The organism is Sporolactobacillus sp. Y61 (genome assembly GCF_040529185.1).
GTDB lineage: Bacteria > Bacillota > Bacilli > Bacillales > Sporolactobacillaceae > Sporolactobacillus.
Map to the genome: position 1 here is coordinate 123,837 of NZ_CP159510.1, position 18,664 is coordinate 142,500.

Consider the following 18,664-nt stretch of genomic DNA (forward strand, 5'->3'; position numbering starts at 1 on the left):
TTCATCTTACACTTCCTCATTTTTATGTACATGTAATGGAGTATAATCTGCTCTTAGATATACGTAATAGTCAGTCAATTTTATATTAAATTTCTTGAGCAGCTTTCTTATAAGCTTTCTTATACTGTTTGCACTTAAATTAGTCCAGACATATACCTCAATGTTTTTCATTTTAGCATTTTTTCTATCGAGATGTTTTTTGCTGAAATAAGAAATCTTTCTTCCCTTCATAACAGGATCATTAATAAACTCTGAGAATTTAGTGGCATCTATCTCTGCTAACAAATCACATGTTTGCAGCAATGCATCCTTCCAGTCTTTTGCTGGATACCGATTATTATTAAATGAAAACGCAACCACTTTTTTATGGGTAAAATCTTCATAAAGGGTATGAGGTATTGAAGAATCAACTAAATAATTGGAATAGTTTGGTATGGATCTCCGTTCCTCTATTTCGCCTGGTTCTTCTTCAGGCTCTTCTTCATCAATTTCAGCATCTATACTTATCGAAGTTGAATATTCATTGATTTTGTCCTGAATCTCTGACACTGATTTAGAAAACTCCAGCAATTCCATACCTTTGTCATAATCTTTATTCTTAAGGAATTCTACAATAGTCGTATTTGTGCTACTCAGTAGTCCGTCTAAGGCAAGGTTTAGTAAATCCAATGCATCAGAGATTTCGGTCGCATCCTCTGGAAAGTATAGCTTGATAAAATCAATTAATCTGTTGATATCAATCTCAACCATTTTACACCGTCCCCTTTTCAACAAATGCATAATGATTATACCTTTTTGGTTCTATGATTTATCCCAAATATACATTCTCATTATGTCACTCTAAGTAGTTTGGAAATCATAAATAGTCAATTCTTCGTTATTATCAAAGCCTTCTCGCACATATCTTTTTTCCTCATCATCCAAATCATTTATATGGCCAACAATTAATGCTTGCTGTTACAACTTTTCTGCCATTCATGAACCACACTCCAAAACTTATCAATTTTTCCCAAAATTATAGATCACCGCCACTAGTACTTTCTTAAATCAATCGAGCCTCTATTCAACAATTTTTTCAGCCAAACTGTACAATCATGAAAAACGGTCTTGATATCCTTTGTTTCATTTCCGAAAACTCGTACGATAACTCCCTGGGTATTCAGTCGAGAAAAACCAATTCTGCAGGTTTCATGATAACGATCAAGGATTTCCATCAATTCTTCCGTTTTATTTTCTACTTTTTTATTGATCATGAATAATGTACCTAAATGGGTGTAGCCCTCGAGAAAACCGGTATTCTTCATATACTGCATTTTAGGAATTAATGACAAATGATCTAGAACCACTAATTTCCCATCAACATAAATCTCGGTTTTCATTCGAATATTCCGGTATGGAAACAATTGATCATTGTCCGACCATCCAGGGGTAATCATATCCTCATACAAAAGCATTGCTTTAGTAGACATACGAATCACACTTTTTTGATAATAGGAAGCATCACGATAAGCGATGAGTGGTTCCGGTTTATATTCAAGTAAACTATCATCGTGCAGCTCAAAAAAATTCTCTTGATAGACGGTTTTTGTTGGCGTTCTATAAACTTTCGTCGCGGCCTGTGTTGTCAGAAGCAGTTCAGACCCGTCTTTTAAAACGACATCCATTTTATACTTATCTTGGTCAACATAACCACCCCCAGGGTTAATGACAATGTAGCAAGCCTGACCGCTATTATCCAAATATAAAGGGCGCATCACTTTCAATGCTCCCCGGAAATAAACAGATGAGGGTACTGTTTTCCCTTGTTTTCCGCTCATCTCCAGCCTTAACTCACCCGTCCATTCGCTCATATCCGCTATACCCCTCTTTATTGTCAACCATATATAGCACTTCCTCACTTAATTCATCCCCGAGAGCATTGCATTATGATTCAGCCAATCGATAATTTCATTAAGTCCGGTGCCATCCAGTAAATTCGTAAATACAAACGGTTTCTTCCCTCGAAAAATTTTAGTATCACGTGCCATGACATCCAGATTAGCGTGAACATATGGCACAAGATCTGTTTTATTAATAATAAACAGATCAGATTTTATCATCCCCTGCCCTCTCTTACGTGGGATTTTTTCACCTTGTGCCACATCAATAACATATATTGAAAAATCCGCGAGTTCCGGGCTGAATGTTGCAGCTAGATTATCTCCGCCGCTTTCAACAAAAATCAATTCGAGATCCGGGTGATCTTTTTTTAGTGTTTCAATGGCTTCCACATTCATCGAGATATCTTCCCGAATCGCCGTATGCGGGCACCCGCCTGTTTCCACACCGACAATTCTGTCTTTTGACAGCACACCGCGTTTTATTAAAAACTCAGCATCTTCTTTAGTATAAATGTCATTTGTTACGACAGCCATGCTGAAATGATCTTTTAAATGATTTGTTAATTGATCGACAAGCATTGTTTTCCCAGCACCTACCGGACCACCGACCCCGATAATTACAGGTTCCATAATAGTTTCCCTCCCACAATTTAACTCATAAAAATTCTGACTGTCAGATGTTCATGTCGCATCTGAGCTATCTCCAAACCAGGAGGAGTGGCTCCCAGGTCATCCATTGACAAGGATTTCATTTTCAACACAAGGTTTTCCAGTCTCTTTCCCATATTCTGAAGCAAAAGCTGTCCTTCTGTCTGACCGAGTGGAATGCCCCTAACGGCATTTTGAATCAAGCTGGACGCTATACTGTACAAAAATGCCAATGTTGTCTCAAACTTATTTAGATCTAAAGAGTATCCAATGATAGCAAAAACAAGAGCGGGATGAGCCATCATTTGTCCTGCTTGAATCTTCTCCTCAAATTGATCAAGTAGTGAATCAGGAAACAGTTTACGGCCCAAAGTCAAAAAACGGACACCAATTTTGCGATTAGCCTCGCGCACCTCCCGGGCTAATGCCATGGCTTCCAATCTCTCGCTCACCTTCAAAAAGGACGCATCATTTTGCGTTTTCAATGCTTCGCAGGCGAGAAAACAACCCAGACCATCTGATTTCAGCATCAATTCCCCAAAATAAACCGAAAGCCACTCACTCATCGTTTGCCTGTCTTTGATTTTTTCCTCCTGAATGTACGTTTCAAGTCCATAGGAATGGCTGAAGTTGCCAATCGGAAAATTGGAATCAACTAATTGCATTAATGATAGAACTTGAGCATTATTCATGATGATGCCCAATATGCCGAAAAGCGGTATGAACCTTCCTTTTCTGGCGAATATAAGGAATCGATAATTCATTAAGAAGGTCTTCCACGAGATAGTCATACTGAACCAACATCTCATTCCCCTCAAACTGTACCGGTAAATGCCTGTTCCCTAACTGATAAGCGATTTTCCCCATTTCCTGTATAGAACCTGGGTGTATAGCGAGCACTTCTTCCGGTAGGACATCCACAATGATTAATTGATTGTCTTTCTGATACAAAATATCGCCTGTATGTAATTCCGTATGTGCAGAAAGACGGATTCCGATCTCACGTTCATGATCCGTTTTTACACGTTGAATACGTTTTAATAAATCACTACTTTCCAAAAACACCTTTTCAATATGAAAAGCTTTCTGTTTCTCAGGTAAAATTGTATTAATATTGCCTTTTATTTTTTCAATAATCATCATCCAGCAACGATAAGTTAATACCGTCGCGCCCACCTCCTCAATCAAAAATACCCTAGTGAATCTCTCCGTTTATTTTCACTAAAAAAGTCCGTTCAAAAAGGAAGACAAAAAGAGCCGAGAAGGTCAAGGAAGCGCAGCTTAGAGCGCCGGATCGAATAACAGAAATACGTGAGGAGCGCATAAACAAGATAGCGATGAGATTCGACAGCAATTTGTCCCGGACTTTTTGAACACCCTCTAAAAAAGAAAATACCTCTGCGCCATAGACAATCGATCCAAGGGCTCGCATGTGATCCGTTCTCCATCAACCGCAACGTCATAGGTTTGGGGATCAACCTTTATATCCGGTGTTTTATCGTTAAATTTCATATCTTTCTTTGACAAATTCCGAATACCCTCAACAGGCAAAACCTGCCTTTGAAGCCCTAATTGTCCCTTAAGATCATGGTCATAGGCATATCGGGAGACAAACGTTGCACATGTTGATGGCAGTGCTTTACCAAAAGAGCCAAACATCGGTCGATAGATACCCGGCTGCGGTGTTGGAATAGATGCATTTGCATCACCCATGATACTATAAGAAATCATCCCGCCCTTGATAATCTTATCAGGTTTCACACCAAAAAATTTAGGATCCCAGATCACCAGATCAGCCATCTTCCCAACTTCGACTGAACCGACATATTTAGAGATGCCATGCGTAATCGCCGGATTGATTGTGTATTTCGAAACAAAGCGTTTTACTCGAGTGTTATCGCCGATCCCTTTGTCCTCACTTAATTTTCCCCGCTGTTTTTTCATCTTATCCGCAGTTTGCCACGTACGAATGATCGTTTCGCCGATTCGTCCCATGGCTTGCGAATCCGAACTGGTCATACTAATGACACCCATATCATGCAGCACATCTTCTGCAGCAATCGTTTCCGGCCGAATACGAGAATCAGCAAACGCAATATCTTCTGGCACACTTGGATTCAAATGATGGCAAACCATTAGCATATCTAAATGTTCATCAATCGTATTGACCGTGTAAGGCAAGGTTGGGTTGGTTGATGAAGGCAAAACATTGGAATAACTTGCTATTTTGATAATATCCGGCGAATGGCCGCCGCCTGCGCCTTCCGTATGATAAGTATGGATAACACGATTTTTAAATGCTTCAACTGTGTGTTCCATGAACCCGCCTTCATTAAGTGTATCCGTATGAATAGCCACTTGAACATCATATTCATCAGCGACATTTAACGAATGATCTATAGCTGCAAAGGTTGCACCCCAATCCTCATGTACTTTAAGCCCAATAGCTCCTGCTCGGATCTGTTCAGCTAACGGTTCGTCTGCAGACGCATGTCCTTTTCCTAAGTAACCTAAATTAACCGGCAATCCTTCAGAAGCCTCAATCATTCGATGAAGATTCCATTCACCGGGCGTAATCGTCGTGGCATTTGTCCCTTCTGCCGGTCCTGTCCCGCCGCCAAGCAACGTTGTGATACCGGCCATCAATGCAGTCTCTACCAGCTGGGGGCTGATAAAATGGACATGGGAATCAATCCCGCCGGCTGTTACGATCTTCCCTTCACCGGAGATCACTTCAGTTGATGCACCAATCATAATATCCACACCATCCATGACCAGCGGATTGCCCGCCTTACCAATCTTAAAAATATTACCATCACGAATAGCCAAATCCGCTTTGTAGATGCCTGTATAATCGACAACGACTGCATTTGTGATTACTAAATCGGGTACCTGATCGTTCCGGACAACAAGAGGATGCTGCCCCATACCGTCACGGATCACTTTCCCACCACCGAAAACAATTTCATCTCCATAATGTGTATAATCCTTTTCAATCTCAATAAACAAATCCGTATCTGCTAAACGAATGGCATCGCCAACCGTCGGGCCATACAAACCTGCATATTGTTTTCGAGTCATTTTAAGAGACATATCACTGCAAGCCTCCATCTGTTTTCCCATTTGTTTTATCGTTCAAGCCATATACTCTTTTCTCTCCGCCCAGCTCAACTAATTCAATCGTTTTACCATCACCCGGTTCAAAACGAACAGCTAGTCCAGCGGGAATATTCAATCGATAGCCAAATGCCGCATTTCGATCAAATTTTAGCGCTTCATTGACCTCATAAAAGTGATGATGAGAACCTACCTGTATCGGACGATCTCCTCGATTGAATACTTTCATTCGTTTCGTTTGATGACCTGTGTTACATTTAATCTCTCCTTCTTGTAACATATACTCTCCTGGAATCACGCTGCATCTCTCCTCGCCTTATCGAATAGGATCGTGAACCGTCACTAATTTTGTCCCGTCCGGAAAAGTTGCTTCAACCTGAACGTCGGATATCATCTCCGGAATGCCCTCCATGACATCTTCCCTTGCTAAAATTTGCATTCCATAAGACATCAGTTCAGCCACGCTCATACCGTCCCTTGCACCCTCCAAAATTTCATAGGTGATTAATGCTATCGCTTCGGGATAGTTGAGCTTAAGCCCCCGTTTTTTTCTCCTTCTCGCTAAATCGGCTGCCACAACAATGAGCAGTTTTTCCTTTTCTCTTTCCTGTAACCTCATACTTTACACTCCTGTTCAGTAATTTAATTTCAAGAAACACTTATGACACCTAACATAACTAGTTAGCCATTCTTCTTACTGATTGATACAATCTCCATTAATAAGTGGCAAAAAATAGCCGCATGATGCACCATGTTTACTTATATGACGATCTCTTAGGTCAAGTCTTTTTTTATGTGTAAATTATCTCAGCCAGGATAGGGTTGATTATCCTGGATAAATGGCTGTCACTTTACTGGAATTAGCCACTTTGGGTTGTTTCGCTTTCCAGTCAAAATAGTCATCCATTCTCAGGTAGCGCCGGCCGTTCGACCACTTTTCGTCCTGCTCCATGAGAACAGAACCCATGAGGCGGATGACTGACTCGCGGTTAGGAAAAATACGAATGACCTGCTCCCGACGGCGAAATTCTTCATTGAGGCGCTCCATACCGTTTGTCGTCCGCAGGCGGCGACGATACGGCTCCGGAAGTGAAAGGACTGCAGTGACATCATCAAAAGCTTCCTCCACCATTTCAGTCACTTTAGACGCTTTCTCCTGATAAGTATCCAGAAAAGACTGAAGGAGCGTACGAGCGGTTTCGATGTCTGGGGCGTGCAGAATCGCTTTTACCTGTTCAGCTCCTTCTCGCTGTAAATCATCTGGGAACCGATCGTTTACGTTGCGCAGAAAGTGAGCCTGGCACCGTTGCCATGTGGCTCCCTGAAACGCTTTTTGAACGGCACCGACGAGACCCCCATGATCATCACTGACAATCACATCGACGCCCTTCAGACCACGAGACTTCAGCCAATCGAAATAGTTCTTCCACGCCTCCGTGCTTTCGCTGTCATCGACTTTCAGACCCAGAATCATGCGATACCCTTTCTCGTTGACGCCATAACTAATCAATACACCACGAGAACGAACACGGCCATTTTCACGCACCTTTGTATAAATCGCATCAACAAACAGAAACGGATAGCTGCCCTCCAGAGGGCGGTCATTCCAGCCATGGACCAGTGGATCCAGATGTCCGCAAAGATCCGATACGGTCGACTTCGAGAAGTCTGTGCCGCAAAGCTCTTCAGTGATGTGACTGACACGGCGTGTTGAAACCCCATTGATCACCATTTCCATCAAAGACAAAACGAGCGCTTGTTCACTGCGCTGATAGCGTTTAAAGAGATCGGTTGAAAAATGACCGTTGCGTAGTCGAGGAACGTTCAGCGAAAGCTTGCCCACACGGGTCGTTAGTTGGTGGGGATAGGAGCCGTTTCGGTAATCGGTCCGGGCCTCACTACGTTCATATTTTTCGGCTTTCAGTTGCTCACTGGCCTGCGCCTGAAGTACTTGATCTAAAATCGCCTCCAAAAGGGCATTCATGCCAGATTCTTTTGAATCGCCAAGAAATAATTGATGCAAAAGTTGTTCATCTAGAGTAATATGTAGTTGAGCCATCCCTGAATCTCTCCTTTAGAATTTGGTTTTTGGTTAACTCTATTCTAACTGAGATGATGGGCTCCGGCTCATTTTCTATGAAAAAAATGACAGAGACGAGAGAGAAATGAAATCCCGCTGTTTTTTTGGAGGGGCTGGCCAGCCCCTCCAGAAAAACAGATTCCCTGCTCACCATTTTCTCATATTCAGAAACCCTTTTTACACAATTATACGGACTCAACTATCTCTTAATTTCAATATTGTATAAATGTAGTTTTTTATATAACGTGGTTCGAGACATATTTAACCTTTTGGCCACTAGGCTAACATTGGAACCTGTTTCTTTTAAAGAATTAAGTATAACGTCCTTTTCAGATTCTGCAGAATCAATGACAATTTTTCGATCCCTATTCTCCATATTTTCATTAGGCGGTCGATAAATATAGGAATCAATATTGTGGGCGTCAATGGTTGTTTGGAAATGTGACAAGTAATAACTTCGTTCGACAATATTGCCTAGTTCTCGAACATTCCCGGGCCATTGATGTTTTTGAAGAATTTCCAATGCCTCTTCTGAAAACTTCTTTTTTGTGAGATATTTCCGATTTAATTTCTCCAAAAAATCCTGAGCTAACTCAGGTATATCATCTCGTCTTTCCCTTAAGGGAATTAACTCTAATTGAAACACATTTAAACGATAGTAAAGGTCTCGACGAAAATTACCTTTATAAGCGATTTCATCCATGATATTTTTATTTGTTGCAGCAATAATTCTTACATCAATCGGAATCGGTTTAAAGGATCCAATTCGTGTGACTTTCTTTTCTTGAAGGACTCGCAATAAAGTCGCTTGCAAATCCAGTGGCATTTCTCCAATCTCATCTAAAAATACGGTACCTCCACTGGCTGTCTCGAATAAACCTGGTTTCCCTCCCTTCTTCGCACCGGTAAAAGCGCCATCAACATAGCCAAAAAACTCTGAATAAATCAGCTCCTTTGATATTGCGCCGCAGTTAACAGCCACAAACGGATTTTCTCTGCGCTCACTCTCATTGTGAATTGCATTTGCAAATAGTTCCTTTCCGGTACCACTCTCTCCAATGATGAGAACATTCGCATCTGTCTCAGCAGCCGTTCTAGCAATATTAATAGTGGTTACAAACTTACTGTTCATGCCAATAATATCTTGAAATTTAATTATTTTATTCTCTTTGGAATTTTCTGCTTTTTTAATGTGAAAAGGTTTAATGTGGATAAGATCTGTATCCATGAAATGTTGAAGATTAATATCAAACACTTCATCTTCTACTCTCCTGCGTAAATGTTTTTCCATTGTACTGTCAAGGTGTTCTAAATGTTCGAGAAGAAGTTTAATTAATGAAGGTTTTTTACTCTGCAAATAATCAGCAACCACATTTGAAAAGATGATTTGTTGATTATGCACTAAAAAAAAGCCTTCGGTATTTTGATTCGTTTCCCTCTCCAAGATATTCTTAAACAGATTCAGTTTCTTTTGGACATTGATAAATTTAATAAAAGAATTGATAAACATTTTAAGCGAATCCAGCTCTGAGGAGTAAAAATTCTTCGCGATAAAATCAACAACAGCCCCCTAAATAATGCTATATATGAGATAATTTAACAGTAATAAATCCCATAATAGTGCTATTTTTTTAGGAGGTTCTTATGATTACACGGAAAGAGAAACGAGAGCAGGAGAAGAACGTCAATTATTTTCTCGAGTTTCAGAAAATATGCCATCATTTCTTTAAAGGATTCACCAACAGGCTCAGAAAGGTCAAAGATCCGAGACATCAGAGTTATGTCACCTATGATTCAGACTTGTTGCTCTGGATGATGATCCTGAAAAATGTCTGTCAGTTCACCAGCATGCGCAGCCTGAGCAACGGACTTAATCGTGAAGAATGTATCGATAACCTGCAAAAGATGCTCGCTACTCAAGAGCTTCATGAACTGCCCCACTATGACACGATCAACGATTTCTTGTCGCGGCTTGATCCGAAGGAGCTGGAAAACATTCGCATCGGTTTAATCCGGGAGCTCCTCAAAAAGCGGTGTTTTGAGGCCGAACGGATCGAGGGGAAGTATTGGGGGATTATCATTGATGGGACCGGGCTTTTCCACTTTAACAAGAAGCATTGTGCACATTGCCTGAAACGCGAACATACCCACAAAAAGACCGGAGAAACCTGGACGGATTACCAGCATCACGTTCTGGAAGCCAAACTGGTCGTTGGGGACATGGTGCTGAGTATCGACTCGGAATTTATAGAGAACGAGCACGAGGACGTGACCAAACAGGACTGTGAACGTCGCGCCTTCGAGCGCCTGAGCACCCGATTGAAAGCGACCTTCAAGCGTCTGCCCATCTGTATCCTGGCGGATAGCCTATATGCGTGTGAATCAGTCTTTCAGCGATGTGAGGCTAACCGCTGGAAATACATGTTTCGCTTCAAAGCAGGCAGTATTCCGAGTGTGGCGCAGGAATTCGAGGCGCTGAAAGCGCTGAAGTATCGGGGACAATCTGCAACGACCTACTGGGTGGATGACATCGCCTACCAGGAAAGAAAACTAAATGCCCTGGAAGCTACGGTTCAGGAAAAAGAAAAAGCGCACACCTTTCTGTTTCTGACCAATCTGCCCATCACGGAGAAAAAGGCAGAGGCGTTGGTAGCAGTTGGGCGAAGGCGCTGGAAGATTGAAAATCAGGGGTTTAATCGACAAAAGCACGTACAGTACGCCATTCAACACGTGAACAGCCAGAATCATCAGGCGATGAAGAATCACTATCTTCTTACACAGATTGCGGATATTTTGATGCAGTTATATGAAAAAGGGTCAAAGCTGCTCCGTACGCAAAAAAAGACGGCAAAAGAAATATCCTCAGCCCTGTTAGAAGCGATTCGGACACGCAGATTAACAGAGGAGGATATGGCTAGCCTGGTGAAACCGATGCAAGTCCGGTTCACCGGTTAAGAACAGTATATCAGAAAGGGGGAATGCCAGGCAAAGCTACAGTCAAAAAAAATTAAAAAAGGCCATCAAAATTTGGCTTGTCCCTTTTTCAAAAAAAGCGGAAAAGCAGAATTGGAAATATATGTAAAATTTAATCAGCTATTCGCATGACACGGAGGGCCTCACAAAAATTTACTCCTCAGAGCTGAAGCGAATCAAGTTGACTTGACAATTCTCTAAAGTCATCTAAATCTGCTAATATCCCTATAACACCTAAACAGTTTTTATCATGTATGATGGGAATTCCTGCAGTAACCGAATCATTTAATGATGCATAGTCATGCTGTTCCCCCTGCATAATGTAAGTTTTTTTACACGCTAGCGCCATTCCAAACCCATTTTTTCCCTTGAAATCAGATAACCAATTCGTTCCCATTCCTATTCCCTTGTTACTCAAAGGGACTTGATCATTATTCAGCTTATCGATTAATATACCGTCTGGATCCAAAAGAAAAAATTGATATTGGTAAAATTGAGGAAGCTGATATAAAAAAGGCATATAATCCTTCCATCGACTCTGCCGTACTTTCAATTGATCATCTGATATCACTCGCTTTTTAAATTTATTGTTAAAGAAAGATTTTTTGATAGGGAGATTCGACTGCGCATAGGACATGAACGGTGTGGGAGCAATAAGGGAATCGGATTCCCAAACGATTTCAAAATTGCCTCTTTCAGTGATATGCCCTATTCTTGAACCTTGCCAAAGATGGTGATTATTTTCGTCAAACCGAATATAACCCTGAGGCGAATCGAAACTCGACTGGTTTAAAGATCTTCTAATTGAATCTGTATCTAATTTGTTGGCTCTTTGCACAGCGTCCTTTAATAGATAGATACTATTATACGTATTTTGCATCACCGAACTGATAACTTTGGAGCTGTATTGTTTTTCATAGGCTTGAATAAATGTCTTATTAGACAGCGATTTCACTGTATTGAAATAGGGAAAAGAAGAAAAAATATTTTTGCTATACTCATGATGCATGGCAGTGATTTCCGTTTCCGCTGTAATCGGACTACAAATGGGCTGTTCAAAACCATTCTGATAAAACTGTTGATAGAACGATACAGCACTGTCCCCAACTAGTGTCGAAAATACAACATCCGGTTTTAAATACTCGATTTCACTTAATACTTGTTCAAAATTCTGTGTTCCTAATGAAGCATACGATTCTTCGTTCACTCTACCACCATTTATTTTTAACAACTCATGCATATGCTGATTTGTAATTCTTGGAAAGATATAGTCTGATCCTACAAGATAGAATGACATCCCCAAATGAGAGATAATCCAAGGAATAAAAAATTGCAATTGCTGATTGGGAAGAGCACCAGTGTAATAAATCCAGTTATTTTGTTCGTTTCCTTCATATAGAGTTGGATAAAACAGAAGAATATTGTATTGTTTTAGAACAGGAATGACTTCCTTTCTGCATGCAGAAGTATAAGGCCCAACAAGAATTTGAACTTTGTCTTGTTCAATCAATTTTCTAGCCTTTTCTCTAGCAAGAATTGGATCAGAAGCAATGTCTTCTACAAAAGCTTCAATCGGAAGATCATGAATTCCACCGGTTTGATTAATTTGCTGAATAGCTAGAAGGGCTGACCGATATTGTCCCACCTCGGTAATCGCTGTACAACCTGTTAAAGAAAACAAGATCCCAACTCTTATACTCTCGCTATGCATTTTTTAACACTCCTCTAAAATGAATAATCGATTAGCTTAATTATAATCTATTCATCTAAATAATCATAATATTTTACTAATTTGAACGAATGTGAACAAATTGTGTCCACATGTGTCCATACGATATTTTAAAAATAGCCTAAAATCTGAATTTTAAATTTGGCACGTTTCTTGCTTATATAAATTTAAGTGAAAAAATCACTTTATTAATCAACAATGGAGGGATTATCGATGCCAGTTGGTACTATTTCTAGTTCAAGGGATACTGTTGGTATTGCTGTGGTGAATTATCGCGTACCGGTTCTAGAGTCAAAGGAGGAAGTCTTAGCAAATTGTCATCGGATTGCAGATTTTGTTGAAGGCACAAAGTTAGGTTACCCTGGATTGGATTTAATTGTATTCCCTGAATACTCCACACAAGGTTTCCACCCTACTAAATGGAGAGACCTCTGCACCACTGTTCCTGGACCCGAAACCGATATTTTTTGTGAAGCTTGTCGGAAGAATAAGGTTTGGGGTGTTTTCTCAATCACCGGAGAAATAAATCCTGTCGGTAATCCATTTAATTGTTTTATTCTTATTGATGATAAAGGAGAAATCAAGCTCAATTATCATAAAATTAATCCTTGGGTCCCAAAAGAACCATGGTATCCTGGCGATGAAACGATGGTCATTAAGGGGCCAAAAGGGCTAATGATCGGCGCAAATGTCTGCTACGATTCCAACATGCCGGAAATTGTGCGTGACACAGTTATGAAAGGTGCGGAACTCGTTGTTCGAATCCAGGGCTATATGTATCCTTCAAAGGAACAGCAAATAAAAGTAGCCAGTGTTCGTGCTTGGGAAAATAATGTTTACTTCGTTGTTGCTAATATGGCTGGCCGTGATAAAGTGTATTCTTATTTCGGTCATTCTAACATTATTAATTTTGATGGCACGACATTAGCAGAATGTGGCACAACACCTGATGAGGTAACTTATTCCGAACTGTCCATTTCTGCCATCCGCAATGCGAGAAAAAATTGGACTGCAGAAAATCAAATCTTTAATTTAACACACAGGGGCTATACTGCCGTTAAAAACGGTGTCGCAGAAAGTCCTTATACCTTTTATAAAACCTGGGCTGAAGATCCAGAAAAAGCCAAAACGATTTGCGAATCTTTGACACGCAATACACCTGGACAACCTGTTGAAGAATTATCTGATAATACGCTGCTAAATAGATAATCTAATCTTCTTTTTCAGATAAAGAAAACTTGTGATATCATCTCTGGAGAAGGCTGAGCCTTAGTTACGCTTATGCCGTTTTCTTTTTATACTTTCCTAACTGTATAAAAAAGCTAAATTCAATATTGACTTGCGCTTATGTCTCTACTGTTTTCTTTAGCAAAAGATCAGAATTTAGAGAAAGCGAGGATTTATAGACATGGAAACTACAACTCCTGTTAAAATAACAAGAACGTTTAATAAATGGGTAAACAATCCCGTATTAGAGGACTACGCGTTACGTTATGCCCCTCGATCCTTCCGGAAATTTTCAGAATCCGCTGTTGCAAATTCAGCACTTGGTGGGATTGCTTTTCTCGCTAACTTTGCCATCGGAGCATCAGTTACTATTGCTTATGGTTTTTCTAGCGCATTTTGGGGAATCCTCGCTGCCGGACTTGTTATTTTTCTAACAGGCATTCCAATTTCTTATTATTCAGCGAAATACAACGTGGATATGGATCTTCTAACACGCGGGTCAGGATTTGGTTATCTAGGATCCACACTGACATCACTCGTTTACGCGACCTTCACTATCATCTATTTTGCTACAGAAGGGGCTATCTTAGCCCAGGCATTGGATCTCTATTTTGGAATTCCCCTTGGAGTAGGCTATCTAATCGGTGCGATTGTCGTTATTCCAATCGTTACCTATGGTATGACTTTACTTTCTCGGGTGCAAACGTGGACTCAGCCTTTATGGATTGTTCTGATGATTGCACCACTAATTGGTATCTTGGTGAAAGATCCACAATCATTAGCAGCATGGACAAATTTTGGTGGAAATTCACCTTCAGGATCAGCTTTTAATCCATTGTTTTTCGCTCTGTCCGCCGGCGTTGTTTTATCCCTTATTACACAAATAGGCGAACAAGTGGATTATCTGCGATTCATGCCGGAACGAAAACTAAAAAATCACAAAATTTGGTTATGGGTAGTCATCCTTGCAGGTCCAGGTTGGGTGATTCTCGGTGCCTTTAATATGCTTTGTGGTTCATTATATGCTTCTTATATTGCACCATCAGTTGGGCTTACCGCTGCCGTTGAACCTATACAACAATTTATTCATGGATTTGGAACATTTATACCCGGCACATTTCTTGTTTTAACAATCGCAACACTTTTCGTTGTATTATCCCAGATGAAAATCCAAGTCACTAACGCCTATTCCGGTTCGTTGTCTTGGTCGAACTTTTTCTCTCGGCTCCTTCATTTCCACCCCGGGAGAGTCGCGTGGCTTTTCCTGCAGGTAGCGATTGCTTTAGCAATCATGGAAGCAGGGATGTTTAACTTTCTAAATGCTGTTCTTGGCTTCTACTCGAATGTGGCGGTTGCATGGATAGGTGCTATCGTCTCTGATCTTGTCGTGAATAAATCAATACTTAAGATAAGTCCAAACTATATCGAGTTTAAAAGAGCGCATCTTTATAATTTCAATCCGGTAGGTTTTGGTTCGATGATTATTGCTTCTATTGTTTCAATCATCGCCTATTTTGGATTGCTCGGGCCAGTTTTGCAGGCCTTCTCACCATTCTTGTCACTCGTATTAGCCTTTATATTAGCACCCATTTTTGCCATCGCTACAAAGGGTAAGTATTATATTGCACGAGAAAATCCAATGTACGCTACCAATCAAGAAACAGCTTCAACCATTCACAAGCCTTTAGAACACGGACATAATCATGTCCATTCAAATAACGATGGCGTCGAAACCTATACTTGCTCCGTTTGTCACTATGATTATGAACAAGAAGATATGACATTCTGTCCATTTCATGATGGGATGATCTGCTCTCTCTGCTGCAGTCTTGAAAAAAATTGTCACGATATGTGTAAGACTGAAAAAGTGTTGAATGATTTATCTGCGAAATAATTTTCAAGGAATTTTTTTAAACAGTATTCTGAAAAATATTAACTATATAAGGAGAGATTATTTATGGGAAGTATTGGAAGCATGACGAAACCAAGTGAAGGATTTCTTGCCGCTCTTATTCAATATCCGGTGCCAGTTGTTGACTCTCGAGCAGACATTGACAAACAAATTAAACAAATCGTAAAAATCCTTCATTCAACGAAGGCCGGATATCCCGGAGTTGAACTCATAGTATTCCCAGAATACAGTACCCAAGGATTGAATACGAAAAAATGGACAACTGATGAATTTCTCTGTTCGGTACCAGGTCCTGAAACAGACATCTATGCCAAGGCCTGCATGGATGCCGGAGTGTTTGGTGTCTTTTCAATTATGGAAAAAGATCCAGAAGGCGGTGCCCCTTTTAATACCTCAATAATTATTAATCCCGAGGGAGAAATCGTATTAAAATATCGAAAACTTAACCCGTGGGTTCCTGTTGAACCATGGCAAGCAGGCAATTTAGGGTTGCCGGTCTGTGAGGGACCGGGTGGAAGCATATTATCAGTTTGTATTTGCCATGATGGGATGTTCCCGGAAATCGCGAGAGAAGCAGCTTACAAGGGTGCCAATGTGCTGATCCGAATTTCCGGATATAGCACACAAGTCAACGATCAATGGATATTAACGAATCGTTCAAATGCATGGCAAAATTTAATGTACACACTGTCTGTCAACTTGGCCGGATACGATGGGACATTCTATTACTTTGGAGAAGGTCAGGCGTGCAATTTCGATGGAACAACATTGGTGCAGGGTCACCGAAATCCATATGAAATTGTCACAGCAGAAATTTATCCGAAATTAGCTGACCAGGCTCGATTAGACTGGGGACTAGAAAACAATATCTATAATTTGGGGACACGTGGGTATGTAGCAACCCCTGGTGGAGTCAAAGAAAATCCTTATACCTTCATCCAGGATTTGGCTGAGAACAACTACAAATTACCTTGGGAAGACAAAATTAAGATTAAGGATGGTTCAATTTACGGCTATCCAGTTAATAAGGAAATGAGCAATAAATAAATAACGAAAGCTGAAGAGAGCAAACATCGTCTCTCGTTCCTATCAACCTGTTGATTGAATAGAATTACCTACACCTATTCTCTATGATTTATTTACTAGACTATCCTATATCTTCATTTCCTGGTTCTGCGAACAAGCCATAACCGGGATTTTTTATGGAAAATTTAAGAAGCATTATTGCTGCTAGCGTTTATTATCGTTGCATCTTCTACTAGAGCGTATAGTACCACACTTACCTGGAAGAAGAAAAAGCTTTTCAATTCAGATCCGCATGCCTTTAAAATGCGTTACATTTACCAGAAATTCCGGATTAATTTTCAGCCCTTATCTCACCAATCGCCGAAAAAGCCGAGGGTCAATCTGTCCCAAACACAGTGCTCTGCCAACGTACTGGACTCATCCTGACGTATCACCTCAATCACGGCCTTTCGGCCCGTCGGACCGCCGCCTTGATGAAGGATGTACATGGCGACTCGATCTCGCATCAGATTGTTTTTCTTTTTCGATACCATGAAAAAGATCCCGGAGGATCTGGTTTTCATCGTCGACGGGAATCCGTTCTATCTTATGGCTCAGCAATTCTTTGCCCAACACGGGATTGTCTTCGACATCAAGCAAGCAAGTGGTTGGCTCTAGACCAACGAAGATCCAGTAACGGCCGATGAAACAGATTATCGAGCGGCTCAATCGTATCAGTAAGGGCAACTACCGGGCAACTCAGGGCTTCAGCTCCAGTGCAGGATCCGTCTCGGTTTGACAGTCTGCTTACTTCAACTTTCTCCGGCCACACGCAGCCCTGGATGGTCGGGTCCCAGTGGTTCTACTATAGAGATGGAGGAACCAGGAAATATTCTGAGACGCTGGGTCAAGCTGCTTGGTTTATCCCAGGGATGGCTGAAGGATCCGGTTACCTAACTTTTTTGTTTTGCAGAGCCCGGAAACAGCAATCGGCAAAGCGAACACTTGACAAACCAAACAAGCCAATGGTTTATAATGAACAGACTAAGGGTGGCTTTGTTGTGCCAGCTTTTCTGTCCCCTCGTCGTCCTTGACACCTACCATCCAAATTATGGGCCTGTATGCCAGGACGATTACGGGACTCACCACATCCCTTATGCCGAAAGTCATTATCCGCCATGCTTTTTCAAAAAACTTTTGACACTACCTGTATTTGTAATGCAGTCGTTAAACACTCCGAGATAGCTTTCGCCATATTCATAACTAAATTTAATCTCGTATTTTGCAATACAATCGATTCTAAATAATTCGCTGCATTAACGACTCCTGATAGGCTTATATCACCTACTATTGGTAATTTTTTATTTAACGCTGCTCCTGGATTAATCGGTTCATTATCTGCATAAATCATTCCTATATTGGCTTTATCCCCTAGACAAGAATCAACGCCAATAACGAATGGATTATCAAATGATTTATATATTTTCCGCATAACATCTTTAAGATTAACGGCGTGTACGGGACTGCTTAAGGTTCCATAAACAATTACATTAACCAAATTTTTCTGACTAAGCATCATACCGGTTAGTGGTCCTAGTGAATCACCTGTTGATCGATCTGTGCCAATACAAACAATAACGATTGATCTATTGCATGGGATTAGATGATGAATAAATTTAGATAAATGATAAAGTTCTAACTCATTTTCATAATAGGCATTTGCATTTTTGTAATCCTTAATATTTAATTTCAACGTAACATCACTTCCTTACATAAGAAGTACTAAGATCTATTATAGGATCCTATTATAATTTTATTTTTCCAGAGTATTTCCGTTGATCATTTTATTTATCCTTCTCGCATGATGTATGCGCTTTCATTAATTATTGTATTACATTAGAAATATTATTTCCACTGGAAGTGAAAAGTTCTCCATGAGAAATTCAACAAAAAGATAACTCTTTTGTTGGATTTTATGGTATCCTCAATATCTGCTAAGAAAAAAGGAGTATAAAATCGCCAAGGGTTATCGGGTTCCCAGTTTACCCCGTTCTGCAGCGATTGACTAGTGCCATGTTCTTGATTCTGTTTTT

At 40.5% G+C, this 18,664-nt stretch carries 16 protein-coding genes; 4 read left to right on the forward strand and 12 right to left on the reverse strand.

Annotation, left to right across the window (positions count from 1 at the left end; all coding sequences use genetic code 11):
• Positions 1-6 precede the first annotated feature (6 nt).
• The 10 genes from ABNN70_RS00655 to ABNN70_RS00700 form a co-directional block, all read right to left on the reverse strand.
• Positions 7-750 (reverse strand): hypothetical protein, encoded by a 744-nt coding sequence (locus ABNN70_RS00655; protein ID WP_353948405.1) that lies wholly within the window; start codon positions 748-750, stop codon positions 7-9.
• A 281-nt stretch (positions 751-1,031) separates the two neighbouring features.
• On the reverse strand, positions 1,032-1,850 hold the full coding sequence (locus ABNN70_RS00660) for an urease accessory protein UreD (RefSeq protein WP_353948406.1): 819 nt from the start codon (positions 1,848-1,850) through the stop codon (positions 1,032-1,034).
• Between the two features lie 48 nt (positions 1,851-1,898).
• Positions 1,899-2,510 (reverse strand): urease accessory protein UreG, encoded by a 612-nt coding sequence (ureG, locus tag ABNN70_RS00665; RefSeq protein WP_353948407.1) that lies wholly within the window; start codon positions 2,508-2,510, stop codon positions 1,899-1,901.
• A 20-nt stretch (positions 2,511-2,530) separates the two neighbouring features.
• Entirely contained in the window at positions 2,531-3,292 is a 762-nt protein-coding gene (locus ABNN70_RS00670) for an urease accessory protein UreF (RefSeq protein WP_353948408.1), read from the reverse strand.
• A complete protein-coding gene (gene ureE / locus ABNN70_RS00675) occupies positions 3,213-3,668 on the reverse strand; it encodes an urease accessory protein UreE (RefSeq protein ID WP_353948409.1) in 456 nt (151 codons plus the stop codon). Before ureE ends, ABNN70_RS00670 begins: the two co-directional genes overlap by 80 nt.
• A gap of 240 nt (positions 3,669-3,908) precedes the next feature.
• Positions 3,909-5,621, reverse strand: a complete 1,713-nt coding sequence (gene ureC / locus ABNN70_RS00680) for an urease subunit alpha (RefSeq protein WP_353948410.1) — start codon at positions 5,619-5,621, stop codon at positions 3,909-3,911.
• 1 nt (position 5,622) lies between these two features.
• Positions 5,623-5,943: an urease subunit beta gene (locus ABNN70_RS00685; RefSeq protein ID WP_353948411.1), complete on the reverse strand. Its 321-nt coding sequence runs from the start codon at positions 5,941-5,943 to the stop codon at positions 5,623-5,625.
• A gap of 18 nt (positions 5,944-5,961) precedes the next feature.
• The gene (locus ABNN70_RS00690) at positions 5,962-6,264 is read right to left on the reverse strand and encodes an urease subunit gamma (RefSeq protein ID WP_353948412.1); all 303 of its coding nucleotides are present in this window, start codon (positions 6,262-6,264) and stop codon (positions 5,962-5,964) included.
• A 207-nt stretch (positions 6,265-6,471) separates the two neighbouring features.
• Entirely contained in the window at positions 6,472-7,704 is a 1,233-nt protein-coding gene (locus tag ABNN70_RS00695) for an IS256 family transposase (RefSeq protein WP_353948413.1), read from the reverse strand.
• A gap of 220 nt (positions 7,705-7,924) precedes the next feature.
• Complete coding sequence (locus ABNN70_RS00700; RefSeq protein WP_353948414.1) at positions 7,925-9,235, reverse strand: sigma 54-interacting transcriptional regulator; 1,311 nt, start codon at positions 9,233-9,235, stop codon at positions 7,925-7,927.
• A gap of 134 nt (positions 9,236-9,369) precedes the next feature.
• Here ABNN70_RS00700 and ABNN70_RS00705 point away from each other — a divergent pair, with 134 nt between their 5' ends.
• The gene (locus ABNN70_RS00705) at positions 9,370-10,680 is read left to right on the forward strand and encodes a transposase family protein (RefSeq protein ID WP_353948415.1); all 1,311 of its coding nucleotides are present in this window, start codon (positions 9,370-9,372) and stop codon (positions 10,678-10,680) included.
• 178 nt (positions 10,681-10,858) lie between these two features.
• Here the strand turns inward: ABNN70_RS00705 and ABNN70_RS00710 are convergent, their stop codons facing one another.
• The gene (locus tag ABNN70_RS00710) at positions 10,859-12,409 is read right to left on the reverse strand and encodes a transporter substrate-binding protein (RefSeq protein WP_353948416.1); all 1,551 of its coding nucleotides are present in this window, start codon (positions 12,407-12,409) and stop codon (positions 10,859-10,861) included.
• Between the two features lie 231 nt (positions 12,410-12,640).
• Between ABNN70_RS00710 and ABNN70_RS00715 the strand changes: the two genes are divergently transcribed.
• The 3 genes from ABNN70_RS00715 to ABNN70_RS00725 all read left to right on the forward strand — a co-directional run bounded on the left by ABNN70_RS00715 (position 12,641) and on the right by ABNN70_RS00725 (position 16,613).
• Positions 12,641-13,636, forward strand: coding sequence for an aliphatic amidase (locus ABNN70_RS00715; RefSeq protein ID WP_353948417.1), 996 nt, complete (start codon positions 12,641-12,643; stop codon positions 13,634-13,636).
• Between the two features lie 199 nt (positions 13,637-13,835).
• A complete protein-coding gene (locus ABNN70_RS00720) occupies positions 13,836-15,548 on the forward strand; it encodes a hypothetical protein (RefSeq protein WP_353948418.1) in 1,713 nt (570 codons plus the stop codon).
• Between the two features lie 63 nt (positions 15,549-15,611).
• Entirely contained in the window at positions 15,612-16,613 is a 1,002-nt protein-coding gene (locus tag ABNN70_RS00725) for a formamidase (RefSeq protein WP_353948419.1), read from the forward strand.
• 1,144 nt (positions 16,614-17,757) lie between these two features.
• Here ABNN70_RS00725 and yyaC read toward each other — a convergent pair.
• Positions 17,758-18,324: a spore protease YyaC gene (gene yyaC, locus ABNN70_RS00730; protein ID WP_353948420.1), complete on the reverse strand. Its 567-nt coding sequence runs from the start codon at positions 18,322-18,324 to the stop codon at positions 17,758-17,760.
• Between the last annotated feature and the right edge of the window lie 340 nt (positions 18,325-18,664).